This window comes from Enterococcus sp. LJL51 (assembly GCF_049894025.1).
Lineage (GTDB): Bacteria > Bacillota > Bacilli > Lactobacillales > Enterococcaceae > Enterococcus_L.
Genome location: NZ_JBNEQE010000013.1, coordinates 47,112 through 59,932, shown reverse-complemented (window position 1 = coordinate 59,932; position 12,821 = coordinate 47,112). Strand labels below are relative to the sequence as shown.

The following is a 12,821-nucleotide window of genomic DNA, read 5'->3' as shown; positions in this document are numbered from 1 at the left end:
TAAAAAATATTTTTTATTATAAGACCAAAATCCAATAATAACAACATATGTAAGCGCAATCATTCATTTTTTTCAGAACAAAGTAAATTGGCAGAAGTAAATTCCTGCATTCTTTTATTTATCAAATCATCTCATTACGAAAAAGCAAATAACCAAACAATTCTATTCAATTTATAAAAACAAAGTTAATGTTTTTTTATTTTAGACAACCATCAATTTATCCTTTAATCTAAAAGAAAATACTAACTATGCAATTGATTTTTCTTTTTTTAACGTTATATTATTCTCGTAGCACTTAACATTTCGTAGAAAAACAACAAAATTCAATCCTTTTTTCTCTTTTTCAAGTTCTCCATTATGAATTATTTAAGTGCATTTTCTTTATCAGCTATTCAGCTCATTTTCCACTAAAAAACAATGAAAATTCTTTTTCTAAAATCCTCAAAAAATAAAAATTATTTTTTTAATTTCAGCCATTTTCTACGTTTCATACTGTAATTGGCCTATTCCAAATAATGCTCATAACTAAATTCTTCCCTACTTTTAACTGAAATATTTCATAAAAAACTGTAAAGGCTTTACAGAGCCTTCCTGAATTTAGTAAACTTGTAGTAATTTAAATCTCCGACAAATAATAATAAACACACTCACATACACAGATAGCTTCTGTTCCTATTATTCCAATGACTGGAACAATCTTTCATTTACGTTTATTGATTTCTCACTCCCATGGATCGTCGCATCCGTTTGTTTCATTATGTACCGACTCGAAGAGCGGCGCGAGTCTAGAATGGAGGAAACCATGAAGAATCACTATTTAGATCAGCGAATACGACTTAAAGGGGGAGCGCTGAGTGAAACAGAACAAAAAATCGCCGACCACTTTACTCATGAAGACGAGGTCTTGTCTAGAAAAACATTAGAAGAACTGGCAAATGAGATTGGTGTATCTCAATCATCTATTTATCAGTTCGTAAAAAAAATCGGCTATGGAGGATTTCAGGATTTCAAAATTGACGTTGCCCGCAACTCAAATTATCAACCAGGATTCCAAAATGTTAATCACATGACTGGTGCAGATGATATCCATCCCGACGACTCAAGCATCGATATTGCCAAAAAGGTTTTACAAGCAAATATCTATTCCTTAAGCAATTCCATTCATTTTCTTACGGAGGAGCTGCTTAATGAGGCTCTTGCCTTGATTTACTCTGCTAAAACCTTGCATTTTTTCGGTTTGGGCGGCTCCACGATAGTTGCTTTTGACAGCTTCCATAAGTTCATCCGAACCAAGTACCGCTGCAACTATATCTTCGATTATCACATGCAGCTGGGGTTCGCTACTAAGCTGACCAGCGATGACTGCGTCTTCATCTTTTCTCACTCTGGTCAGACAAAAGAGTCTATCAATTTGGCAAGACAGGTTAAAAAGACGCCTGCAAAGATTATTGCCTTGACTGGCAACAGCGGCTCCGAACTAGTCAACTTAGCAGACAAAGCAATTATTGTACTGACTGAGGAGACCGTCTTCCGGACAGAATCATTGGCATCCAGAATTAGCTATTTAACCGTCATGGATATTTTATATACGAATGTTATGCACCATAACTATGATCAGAATGTGGAATCTATAAAGAAGATTCGGGACAATATCAGTACAACAAAAACAAATCCATACAATTTTACTTTGTAGCATTGGCTATGAGGATGGGACAGAAGCGTTTAGTTCCGAGAACCAAATAGGTACTGTTTAACATCAGCTCGTTCCTCACTGTGTTTCTCAGCAATAAGAAGAAATTCACGGAAATGTCAGGAAACACGAATGTGAGTCAGTCGATGTTGACTGATTCCTACCAGGTGTTCTTCAAATTTTTGTGAATTTCGGCTTGTTTCCGAAGGTTTTGCTCCTGCGGTTACTCGTCGCAGTTCAGTGCTTTGTGCGTGCTCCTGCGATTACTCGGCGCAGTTCAGTGCTGTGTGAGTGCTCCTGCGATTACTCGGCGCAGTTCAGTGCTTGGCGCGTGCTCCTGCGGTTACTCGGCGCAGTTCAGTGCTTTGTGCGTGCTCCTGCGGTTACTCGGCGCAGTTCAGTGCTTGGCGCGTGCTCCTGTGATTACTCGGCGCAGTTCAGTGCTTGGCGCGTGCTCCTGCGGTTACTCGGCGCAGTTCAATGCTTGGCGCGTGCTCCTGCGGTTACTCGGCGCAGTTCAATGCTGGTTATGTGCTACTGCGCCCACCGTTTATCCTACTCACGCTGCAATTAATCATTTTCTTGCAGATGTTCATTTCTGCAAAAATAAGTGGGAGGACGACCAAAAAATTGGCCGTCCTACCACTTATTTTTAGTTTAGCTGATTCGTTTATTGCGTACCTAGCTTCCCGTATAGTTCAGCCAAGGTTGCTGATTTTGTCAACATGTTTGTGTACATCGTCATGCCGTCCGCATCTGATATTGTACCGCCAGCGTCATTGATCTCTTTTCCTAATTCTGCATATTCCGCCATCAGCTTGGTATAGTCTGTTAGAAAGGTCAAGCTTGCTGTATCGTTATACGTGCTTGGATTATCTACATAGCCCTGTGCTTTCGTAATCATTTCGTCATACTTCGCATCTATTCTCTTTATCGCAGCGACAACTCCGCTATTATCTGCAGTGGTGCTGTCATTATTTTGCTCTGCTGCTGCACTAGGCGTACTGCTTTCTGTAGTAGCATCTTCTGCTGGTGCGGTGCCGCCAGCTCTCAAAGCCATTACTTGTTTACGATACTCGATAATAAACTCTTCCAAATCACTTTCCGTGATTCCTAAATCTTTTAATGTTCCTAAATACGCATCTAAGGCTTCATCACTGCCTTCATGCTGCGCATTATAATAAAGTCTGTTATCAATTACAGATTCGTCTAAATTTGTATAGTTTATCTCATAAAGACCTTTTTCTGTCGCTGTTAGTTTCAGTCGAATTCCTTCTTCTCGTTTTGTTAAGTCCAAAAATAAGTATTTATCATTAGGAATAGTATAAAACACATAATTATTTTTTTGGAATGCAGAACCAACTTTATCTTTTAAGACTGGAATTTCCCCAACAAATCTTTTCGGAGCTGCTTCGGGATTGTTTTCCATGCCAAAATTTTGAACAAATTCTACAAAGGTCGGCAGTGTCATCCCTAATGAACGAACCTTATCCACATAAGACTCTATCGCGTTCATATCATCTTCCGAGCTAATGCTCATAAATGAATGCTCATACGTGCCATTATAATAAACTTTTCTATCTTTAAAACCCTGTTCCTGATTGGAATATTCGATATCCAACAATTGCCCATAAACGTTTATTATTCCAGTAATTACAGTTCTGTCTTCTAAGTTTTCTAAGACAATTGCTGTATATTCATCAGTTGCAGGCGTTCCAATTTTAACAGTATAGCCCGCTTCCTTCAAAATAGTCTCTGCGCTTTCATCTTTTATCTCATATTTTGATTCATCGATGATACTTTCTCTTTTATCCTCTTCTGTTTCTTCTGTTGTCTCTTTTGTTTCTGTTTGTTCAACCGATTCTTTACTTTCCTTCGTCGTTTTCGCACCCTTGCTGCCCCCACAGCCAGTGATTAGAAATAACGACAATACTGCAACAATAACACCAAACCTTTTTTTCATTTTTTTCTCCTTTACTATTTATTTTTTACCTCTCTAGTATAACAAAGCTTTCGTCTTCTGAGAACCTCCTTCCGCCCAAAAATTGGTCAGCTATCTCCTGTCGCTGCAGCGTAAAAGCAGCTGTTTATCAGCTATACAGAAGCCAATCTATAGCTTATAAGTAGAGCTTCAAACCAGAATACTGAAGTTTAAGACAAATAGTTATAGTGTTTCTAGACTTCGCTCATATCTACTACGCCCTAATTTCTTTACCTCTACGTACACAAGAGGCATGACGGATAAGCCCAGCACAATCAGCCATTGATAAAAATTCAACGGAGCAAAATGTAGCACACTCGCTGTCTGAGGAAGTGCTACTAATAGGATAAGCAGTAACGCCCCTGCTGCTGTCGTTCCAAGCAGCAGCTTATTCGTCAACAAGCCAATTGTAAAAATTGAATCTTTGCTTCGACAATTATACATATGAATAATCGTAGTTAGTCCCAAAACCAAAAAGGTCATGGTATTAGCTGTCAGATGGTCATCAGATATTCCAAAAATAGGATAGCGGCCGGCATAAATAGATAGCAACGTCAAAATAGTAAAAACTATGGAAATATCAATAATTTTTTTCAATAAGCCATCAGCAAAAATACTGCTGCCCTTAGAAACCGGCTGTTGTTTCATACTATTCTTTTCTGAAGGCTCCACACATAAGCTAAAACCGGGAATCCCATCCGCTACTACCTTGATAATCAGTAGCTGAATCGCCGTAACCGGCGCACCCCAGCCCAACAGCATGGAAATCAGAACAATGGTTAAGGCTGAAATATTACAGCCCAGCATCGCATAAAGCGATTTACGAATATTGCTGTAAACCCGCCGTCCTTCTTTAACAGCTTCTACAATCGTAGCAAAGTTGTCATCCAGAAGAATCATATCTGCTGCTTCCTTGGCTACTTCGGTTCCGCTGCCCATTGCAATCCCTACATCTGCGGCTTTTAGTGCCGGCGCATCATTCACACCGTCTCCAGTCATTCCGACAATTTCATTATTTCCTTGCAGCGCTTTGACAATTCGAATCTTATCTTCCGGCGAGGTTCTCGCAAATACTCGATACTCATGAATAATCTCAGCTAATTCCTGTTCTGTATAGCCTCCTAGTTCAGCTCCAGTCATTGCCTTGGTACCATCAGTTAGAATACCGACATCTGCAGCAATTTTTTTAGCAGTTAGCAAATGATCGCCTGTAATCATGATTGTTCGAATATCAGCTTTTCTGGCAACCGCTACTGCCTGATAGCTTTCTTTTCTCGGCGGATCAATAATCCCTACAAGACCAGCAAAGGTTAAATCTTTTTCTAGATACTCTGGCGTAAAGGTACTTGGAGCTACGGCAAATTCTTTATATGCCACCCCCAGCACTCGGTATGCCTGACCAGCTAGTTCATCATGATAGGCTTGAATATCTTTAGAGGCTTTCTCTGATTCTTTAGACAACGGCAGTCGGTCTACTGCTCCTTTGGTGATTGAAATATAGCGGTGAGCTATTTTATAAACGGTAGTCATTCGTTTATTTTTTGAATCGAAGGGAATTTCATGTACACGCTGATAGGTCTCCGCCAGCCGCTCCAGCTCTTTTTGTTCAAGACGCTTTTCCACTAGCTTGGCAATTGCACGCTCGGTTGGATTGCCCACAGCTTCAGGATCTCCGCTGATATTACTAGATAAATAGAAAAGAATTAATAGTTCCTTCTGTTTCTGCGTCAGCGTATTTTCGATAGCAGCAGACGCTTCTCCAAACGCCCAAAGCTTTTTAACTGTCATTTTGTTTTCAGTAATCGTGCCTGTTTTATCCGAACAAATAACTGAGACATTTCCGATTGTTTCTACAGCCGTCGGTGTTCGCACAACAGTATTATGCTTTGCCATGTTGCTGATACCGTAAGATAGAGAAATAGTAACAACTACAGGCAAAACCTCTGGAATGGCAGCTACCGACATTGATATAGCGGTCATAATCGTCACTTCTAATGGGTATCCTCTTAAAAGACCAATCAAGATAGCTAATAGCCCCGAACCAATAGCGACCAATCCCAGTACCTTGCCTAATTTTTGCATTTTTATCTGCAAAGGTGCTAATACAGCTTTTTCTTCAGAAAGTAAGCTCGATATTTTGCCGATTTCTGATTGCCGTCCAGTCGCTGTCACAACTGCTTTACCTCGGCCGTTAACAATCAAAGAGCCGGAAAACAGTCGATTTTTCTGATCTCCAATACTGTCCTTTTCTGTCGATTGATAGTGCTCGTCCTTCTCACTAGGCTCACTTTCCCCTGTTAGAAATGATTCTTCCACACTCAACTGAACACTTTCCAACAACTGAGCATCAGCAGGCACCCGGTCTCCCAAAGTTAAATCCAGAATATCACCGGGAACAATGTCTGTACTCTCTACTTCAATACTCCTGCCCTCCCGTATGACTCTGCTTTTTGGAAGATTATAACTCTTCAATTCCTCCATCGATTTTTCCGCTTTTTTCTGCTGACGGACAGACAGAAATATATTTAATAAAACAATACCGAAAATAACGATGGGCTCAGTAAAATCATCCGGATGGGCTGTAAAAGCAACATAACTGGACAAGACAGTCGCAATTAACAAAATAATTATCGTGATATCCTTCAGTGCCGCAAGCAAATATGTAAAAAAATGCTTGCTTTGCTCTTGGCTAATGGTGTTCGCTCCATACTGCAGCAGTCTTTCCTTAGCCTGCGCTTCGGTAAGTCCTAAGGTTCCGTCTGTCTCCCAGTTAGTTAATATTTTTTCTTGTTCCTTCATCATGCCTAAAACCTCCCAAACAAAAAAAGTCAGTCAGACGAACCATAAAGCCTAAGGTTCGTCTGGCTGACTTTCTACAAGCTCTGTTCCGGCGAACAAAGCTTAAGTCGTATTTTATTATGACCGTATTTTTTCACATTCCCATTTTTTTGTCAATAGCTAACTAATTGGATAGCTAATATTTTTGTAAAAAGAGCTGAAATAAAAAACACAAACCTAATAAAAAAACAGCAGTTATATTTATTTTTTTCATCAACCTAAAATAGATACCATAAAGCGATGTAAAATGCTAAATTCTTCATGATGAAACTCGAAAAATATCTTTCAAAATTTAGAATTCTCATTTGAAAAAAATAACAAAAAAATTGACATTTATAAACAATAAAAAGAATCATTCAAACTGCATTTTTTCACTATGAATTGCCCTGCGCTGCTCAAGAATTCGGTGTACCTGTTTTACAATCTCAGCCTCTCCGGCATGATATGCTTTATGAACATCGATTGAAACAGTAAGTAGGTTCTGTTCATAATCGGTACCTTTGCGGGAAACAAAAATCAGATGATGAATAGCCAGCTCGCCATTACTTGCCGGAATACGAATCCCGTGGCGATTGTATTGCGCTAAATCAGCACCGCTGATTTGACAATAGAAACGGTCACGGCAGGCAATTCTGTAAGGAACACTTGCCATATGTCTTTTAGTGAATGTCGCCTGAGAGTAATTTCGGGAACAACTGTCTTTACAAAAAGAACGGCGCCCTTTCGGCAGCTCTTTCCCACACCATTTACAACTCGCAGCATCTGCACGAAGATCACATTTACCAAAGCCTAAAGGTTCACCGAATTGTCTTTCATATTCTGCCAAACTTAGCCATGCCCGTTCAAAGCTCTGATCTTTTTGCCGAAGCTGGCTCCCCCGTCCCTTGTACCGATGTTGCTCAGGCAGCGCTTTAACCAAAGGCTCCAATACTAATTTTTCCTGTAGGGTTATTTGCTTACTTAGGCCAAGCTTCTGTAGCTTCTCACCATCAAACTCATAAAGAGTACGGCAGCGAAAACAAATACATACTTTATTTTGCTCATATTCACTTAATAGAATATCCAATTTCCGCTGACAGTTAGGACAGTAAGCCCCAATCATTTTTACTCGTTTGTATGACATATCGTGCCTCTCTTTTAGTTAAAATAGCTGATAACTTTAATAAGTTTAAACAGTTTATGTATTTGTTTTTTTATTCTCCCCAAGAATGAAGGGGATGTTTCTGAATGGATTGCTCGGCGCAATCAGTTTTATTTTCGTACGTGTACCATTCGACTAGAGGTTCCTGCACAAGTCGAACTGGCAGCTAGCTCAAATATATGGTAGTGAATTTCTTCAAAATTCAGTTCTAGCTTCGTACGCGTACCATTCGACTAGTTGTTCCTATATAAGTCGAAATGGCAATTTACATTGGTCTTTTTTCGCGTTATCCTATTATTATCATAGGAGGTGTATTTATGGCTATCGACTTGACTCGTGAGCAGCGGCAGCAGCTTTGGCAAAATTTGACTACTCTTCAGCAGGAAACCCTTCAGCAGTTTAAGAAGTATCAAATGCAGTCCTTATTCCTGACTGAAAATTTTTTGAAGGATGAAGAGTGGCTCTTTGTCGATTTTAAAGAAAATCCGCTGTATCCTCATGGAGAAGAAGGACGGCTTTTTTGTCGTTGCGGTCGTGAGCTGAAATATCAATTTCTCCTTACCTCTGAAAAAACTGGCGAAACATTAGCATTAGGCTCAACACATTTTGCTCAGCATTTAGGGATAGCACCTCACATTGCGCAACAGGTACAAGCTGGTATTCATCAGCTGGACCGAGGGGTTGATTTAATCCTGGCCAGTGTTGAAAAAGGCATTCGTTTTCCCAGACGCTACTATAATCTTTTTATTAACCGGGGATTGAAAAAGCAATGCAGCAGCAGTTTTCTAAAACGTCTGGCTGCCTTTTCAAAAGCTGATCTTCCATTGTATGAAGAGGACAATCAGAAGCTGATTGATGCCCTGAAAAAATCCGGATTTAAGCTTGAAGCGATAGGGGCACCGACAACAGCAAAGTCTTCCGGCAATGCCTTGAAAGATTTAATTCTTCTACTTCAAAACTATGAACAAGGGGAAGAAATTCCCACTGATGAACTCCTTAATCAGTTGAATATGCCACAAAAAGATTTTTCCCGTTGGTTAGGTTTATTGGAAGGTGAAAGATTTCCTGTCCAAGTGAAAAAAGTTAATACAAGCTATTACCGTATTCGCTGAAACAGGAGCTGTTACTCTCGTGTCTAGTTGGTCACTATTAGGAAATATCATCCTGTTTCAGCAGTTTTCTTAATAGTCGAATACAAGAATTTCTCCCGAACGTGCCACTCCTGTTTTGAAATCATAATTCTTAGGTTGTCCGCTAAAATAGTAATTAATTACGCGGGCATTTGCCGCATGAGTGACCACTAAGACTGTTTGCTCTCGATACTTTTCCATAATCATTGTACAAAATTCACTGTTCCTCTGCATGAAATCCTTATAATTCTCTGTTTTCTGCTTACCAGTCATTACAGCCTGCCAAAACTGCTTGAGTCTCTCACTTGTTTCCTCAGTCCCCTCAAACTCGCCACAATCAATTTCCATTAACCGTTCGTCAAATATGAGCTTATCTCCACAAATGATTTCCCCTGCTTGACGTGCCCGTTTTTGCGGACTGCAAAAGCAGCAATCGAAAGCGACATCCCTGAGCTTTTCAGCTTGTTCTCTGGCTTGAGCAACCCCCTTTTGATTTAACTCTGTTTCCGTCCGCCCATTAAATCTTTTTAGTGCATTCCACTCTGTTTCTCCTTGACGTATAAGATATAACATTTCATTCAACCTCCAGCAACATATTTCGTGCGCCATTTTTTATCTAATCATTGGCTCAACATCATTTAAGCCGAGTATCTTTGTCTTTTATATCTTTCTCAAGCTCACTAGCTGTATCAAAAAGAGCATCACTTATTCACAAAACTAACATCTACAAACAGTAAAATCAGCAGTGCCAGAACCGCTACAACAATCAATGTCACTAGACTACCTCTGATTAACGAAGCAAGCATGCCCCGCTGCCATTTTTTTGATATATCTTTTACAGCCTGCGCTTCATTCAGGTTTTCTTCCTGAAACAAAAAGGGCGTCTGTGCTTCCATCTGCTCCAGTTCTATCCGACACTGAGCACAATCCGCCAAATGCTCTTCAACTATGCTGCGGCTTTCTTCACTGCAGACATTTTCAGCATATAGCGGCAGTAAATCTCTGATTACTTCACATGATACCTTCATTTCATCGCCTCCTGCAATTGTTTTTTTGCCCGGTAAAAAATCACCCGTGCCCAGCTTTCATTTTTTCCAAATAGTGCTGCGATTTGCCCATGGGATAGCTCCCCAAACACACGCAGTGTAAAGACTTCTTTATAGGGCTCTTTTAAATGATGGAGATGATAGTGAAGCTGTTCCGAGGATTCCTTTGCGACCATGCTTTCCTGCAAAGCCGACGAAGCACCTAACACCTCAACAGCTCTTTCCAATGGCTCCGGCTGCTTTTTTCTCTGATGAGAAAAATAAGTATTTTTAGCAATCTGACACAACCAGACAGACAGCTTACAATTCCCTTTAAACTCGTCGATTTTTTTTAGCGCTTTAAAAAATGTTTCCTGGGTGATTTCCTCAGCTAGTTGTTCATCTCGGCATAAGGATAAGATAAACCGATACACATCGGCAAAATGTTCCATATACACTGTTTCAAAGTCCTTTATTTTTCTCACCTCCATCACACCTATCTTTTATTATATATAAATCCTATTGAATAAACGAGGTCCATCCGCATTCCCCTTCTTATAAATCCAATCGCAACCTTTATTTAACGGACATCTCTCACCAGCCACTGCCAGCTGGAATAAAAGCCAAAAACAAAGACCCAGAGAAATTGACAAATGACACCTGTTTCTACCTCCAGAAAAAATGGAGAAGACTCATCAAGAAATAAGTTCATAACAGCTATATCCGGTAAAAATTTTGCCCATTCAGTCATTGCCAGCAGCATTTGGCTAAAGCCTAAAAGCAGAGAAATCAGCAAAACAAAGGGCAGCATAAATGATTTAAAGGTAATTGCTAAAGCCCCAGTCAGCCAGGTAAGCAGCAAGGCACTTAGTAACACAGGGAAAAATTCCAATAAGCTGTGAAGTAGAAAAGCTGTTGAGAAAGGCAATTCATTCAGAGTAGACAGCAAGAGGACACAAATGATTCCTGATAAAAGCGATGCACCTATTCCCACCACAGAAAGAAGCAGGTACTTTGCAAGCAGAACCTTTTTTCGGGAGGGTTCTGTTAGCAAGGTGGTCCGTAAACTATGAAAGCTATACTCTTGACCGAAGAAATAAGCGGCAGATACAATCAATCCAGCCTGTCCTTGAAATAACACCTGCCTGCTTTGGACCATGAGCTCTGATGCTGACCAGCTGTCCTCTGCTGTCAAACTGCTGTTCTTAAAAAGCAGAATTACGGCAGGCAGGCTCAACGTCAACAATAGACCAAATAAACACCAGTGAGCAGAGGAAAATTTTGTCCATTCACTTTTTATAATAGGGCCCATCAGTAACGCCCTCCAATTTCTTGTCTAGACAAAGAACGAAAGCCACTAGGGAACAGGAGTAAAATCCACAGCAGCAACGTAACGGTCCCCATTAAAGGGCTATGTGCCATCATTCCAGTTGGTGTGGAATAGATTGCATAGCTTGCGGCAACCGGTAAATATTTCCCAAAGTTCCAGTAATGCAGCAGGACAACTCCCAGACCTACAACCTGAGGAATCAGCAGTAATAAAGGCGCTGCCACATTTTTAAATAACAGACCTAAAAGAAAAGCCAGAAAAGCGAGTAGCGTCCATGCCAATACGCCGTAAAGAATGAATTGCCAGCTAATACTACTTAACAGTACGGGGTGCAAACCTTCGTTCCCTAGAAAAAAATGGGTGATAGAGACGGTTGTAAAAATTGCACAAAAAGAGATACCTGTTGCAACAAACAGAAAGGCAGCCAGCTTGTACAAAGTCAGTAGCCGGCGATTGCCCTGATACAGAAAAGCGGTCCGCAGTTCATGATGCTTAAAATTTTCCGCTCCGCTGACAGCGCCAAAAACAAGTAAAACAATGATGCCATAGGCCAATGCGTCAAAGCCATAGTATTCAACAGTAGGCATCACTGAAGCTAATTCAGGATTCGTCTCAGGTGTGTCATGTCTGCCAAGTGCTATTATGTTTCCAGCATCAATTTTTGCCAGCAGCAGCTGCATAGCCAGCAAAAAGAAAAATGCTCTTTTACAGCTTCTACTAGTTACGATTCGGTAAATTTCTGTTTTTAATCCCCTCATTCTGTTTCCTCCTGCTCCGTTAGCGAGAAAAAGATTTCTTCTAGTGATTTCTCTTCTTGTCTCATTGCGGTCAGTTCCCACGAAGCTGCAAGCTCTCCCTGATGAATAATCACTGCCTTATCTGCTAGCTCCTCCACCTCTGACAAAATGTGCGAAGAAAGTAAAATGGTCTTTCCTTCTTTAGCCAGTCTTCGAAGCAGCTTTCTCAGCCAGCGAATACCGCTTGGATCCAGCCCATTCAGCGGCTCATCCAGCACCAAGTATTGCGGGTCGCCCAGCAGAGCAGCTGCCAAGCCTAGCCGCTGTCCCTCTCCCAAAGATAAAGTCTCCAGTCTTGCCTGCTTTTTGTCAGACAAACCAACCTGCTTCAGTACCTCTGCTATTTTCTCTTTTGGAATACTGTTGCTTTGGGCAATGATTTTTAGATGAGTTCTCACCTTACGAGAAGGAATACCCCCGATACCGTCAAAAACTGCCCCTACCGTTTTTAGCGGCATAGTCATTTCAGCATATTTTCTACCTGAAAACGTTGCGGATCCTGACTGCTGACGATCCAGTCCCAGCAAGATTCGTAATGTTGAACTTTTTCCAGCGCCATTTTCACCAAGAAACGCAGTGATTTTTCCAGCTTCCGCAGTAAACGAAATGTTTTTTAGTATTTTTCTTGCTTTATGACTCTTACAGATACAATTTATTTCAATATCTTTTTTTGTCATTTTTTTACCTCCTTTTTATGTCCACATCACTATGACGCAGTAAGAGGCAAAACGTTTCAAAAAATGACAAAATTTCTTTTATTTTCTTTTTAATGGTCAAAGAGATTATCTAAAATATCCGATTTTCCCTAAAAATCTGATAATATTCACTACTTTACCTATGATAAACTAAAATAATAATACGAAATATTTTATCATTAAGGAGTGAGCAA

11 protein-coding genes are annotated in these 12,821 nt (G+C 40.3%); 2 read left to right on the top strand and 9 right to left on the bottom strand.

The annotated features are described in order from the left end of the window. Positions 1-802: 802 nt before the first annotated feature. Complete coding sequence (locus tag ACPWSO_RS12375) at positions 803-1,693, top strand: MurR/RpiR family transcriptional regulator (protein WP_426083795.1); 891 nt, start codon at positions 803-805, stop codon at positions 1,691-1,693. A 667-nt stretch (positions 1,694-2,360) separates the two neighbouring features. Here the strand turns inward: ACPWSO_RS12375 and ACPWSO_RS12370 are convergent. The 3 genes from ACPWSO_RS12370 to ACPWSO_RS12360 form a co-directional block, all read right to left on the bottom strand. Continuing rightward, positions 2,361-3,653: a hypothetical protein gene (locus tag ACPWSO_RS12370; RefSeq protein WP_426083793.1), complete on the bottom strand. Its 1,293-nt coding sequence runs from the start codon at positions 3,651-3,653 to the stop codon at positions 2,361-2,363. A 201-nt stretch (positions 3,654-3,854) separates the two neighbouring features. Beyond that, positions 3,855-6,473 (bottom strand): cation-translocating P-type ATPase, encoded by a 2,619-nt coding sequence (locus tag ACPWSO_RS12365; RefSeq protein ID WP_426083791.1) that lies wholly within the window; start codon positions 6,471-6,473, stop codon positions 3,855-3,857. A gap of 388 nt (positions 6,474-6,861) precedes the next feature. After that, on the bottom strand, positions 6,862-7,632 hold the full coding sequence (locus ACPWSO_RS12360; protein WP_426083789.1) for a hypothetical protein: 771 nt from the start codon (positions 7,630-7,632) through the stop codon (positions 6,862-6,864). Between the two features lie 335 nt (positions 7,633-7,967). Here ACPWSO_RS12360 and ACPWSO_RS12355 point away from each other — a divergent pair, with 335 nt between their 5' ends. Continuing rightward, on the top strand, positions 7,968-8,762 hold the full coding sequence (locus tag ACPWSO_RS12355; RefSeq protein ID WP_426083787.1) for a hypothetical protein: 795 nt from the start codon (positions 7,968-7,970) through the stop codon (positions 8,760-8,762). A 69-nt stretch (positions 8,763-8,831) separates the two neighbouring features. On the opposite strand, the gene ACPWSO_RS12350 is transcribed toward ACPWSO_RS12355, so the two are convergent. From ACPWSO_RS12350 to ACPWSO_RS12325, 6 genes are all read right to left on the bottom strand, one after another. After that, the gene (locus tag ACPWSO_RS12350) at positions 8,832-9,353 is read right to left on the bottom strand and encodes a histidine phosphatase family protein (RefSeq protein ID WP_426083785.1); all 522 of its coding nucleotides are present in this window, start codon (positions 9,351-9,353) and stop codon (positions 8,832-8,834) included. A gap of 128 nt (positions 9,354-9,481) precedes the next feature. Beyond that, positions 9,482-9,808 carry a zf-HC2 domain-containing protein gene (locus tag ACPWSO_RS12345; RefSeq protein WP_426083783.1) on the bottom strand — a complete coding sequence of 109 codons (327 nt, stop codon included), beginning with the start codon at positions 9,806-9,808 and terminating at the stop codon, positions 9,482-9,484. Further along, entirely contained in the window at positions 9,805-10,290 is a 486-nt protein-coding gene (locus ACPWSO_RS12340) for an RNA polymerase sigma factor (protein ID WP_426083781.1), read from the bottom strand. Before ACPWSO_RS12340 ends, ACPWSO_RS12345 begins: the two co-directional genes overlap by 4 nt. Positions 10,291-10,385: 95 nt before the next feature. Next, entirely contained in the window at positions 10,386-11,117 is a 732-nt protein-coding gene (locus ACPWSO_RS12335) for an ABC transporter permease (protein ID WP_426083779.1), read from the bottom strand. Next, entirely contained in the window at positions 11,117-11,893 is a 777-nt protein-coding gene (locus ACPWSO_RS12330; RefSeq protein ID WP_426083777.1) for an ABC transporter permease, read from the bottom strand. Before ACPWSO_RS12330 ends, ACPWSO_RS12335 begins: the two co-directional genes overlap by 1 nt. After that, positions 11,890-12,609 carry an ABC transporter ATP-binding protein gene (locus tag ACPWSO_RS12325; protein WP_426083775.1) on the bottom strand — a complete coding sequence of 240 codons (720 nt, stop codon included), beginning with the start codon at positions 12,607-12,609 and terminating at the stop codon, positions 11,890-11,892. The genes ACPWSO_RS12330 and ACPWSO_RS12325 overlap by 4 nt, the downstream gene beginning before the upstream one ends. Between the last annotated feature and the right edge of the window lie 212 nt (positions 12,610-12,821).

What these genes read in the sequence shown, in the direction of transcription:
- ACPWSO_RS12325 (WP_426083775.1), bottom strand. Translation starts at nt 12,609, where the DNA reads ATGACAAAAAAAGATATTGAAATAAATTGTATCTGTAAGAGTCATAAA.
- ACPWSO_RS12365 (WP_426083791.1), bottom strand. Translation starts at nt 6,473, where the DNA reads ATGATGAAGGAACAAGAAAAAATATTAACTAACTGGGAGACAGACGGA.
- ACPWSO_RS12345 (WP_426083783.1), bottom strand. Translation starts at nt 9,808, where the DNA reads ATGAAGGTATCATGTGAAGTAATCAGAGATTTACTGCCGCTATATGCT.
- ACPWSO_RS12335 (WP_426083779.1), bottom strand. Translation starts at nt 11,117, where the DNA reads ATGGGCCCTATTATAAAAAGTGAATGGACAAAATTTTCCTCTGCTCAC.
- ACPWSO_RS12350 (WP_426083785.1), bottom strand. Translation starts at nt 9,353, where the DNA reads ATGTTATATCTTATACGTCAAGGAGAAACAGAGTGGAATGCACTAAAA.
- ACPWSO_RS12330 (WP_426083777.1), bottom strand. Translation starts at nt 11,893, where the DNA reads ATGAGGGGATTAAAAACAGAAATTTACCGAATCGTAACTAGTAGAAGC.
- ACPWSO_RS12360 (WP_426083789.1), bottom strand. Translation starts at nt 7,632, where the DNA reads ATGTCATACAAACGAGTAAAAATGATTGGGGCTTACTGTCCTAACTGT.
- ACPWSO_RS12355 (WP_426083787.1), top strand. Translation starts at nt 7,968, where the DNA reads ATGGCTATCGACTTGACTCGTGAGCAGCGGCAGCAGCTTTGGCAAAAT.
- ACPWSO_RS12370 (WP_426083793.1), bottom strand. Translation starts at nt 3,653, where the DNA reads ATGAAAAAAAGGTTTGGTGTTATTGTTGCAGTATTGTCGTTATTTCTA.
- ACPWSO_RS12375 (WP_426083795.1), top strand. Translation starts at nt 803, where the DNA reads ATGAAGAATCACTATTTAGATCAGCGAATACGACTTAAAGGGGGAGCG.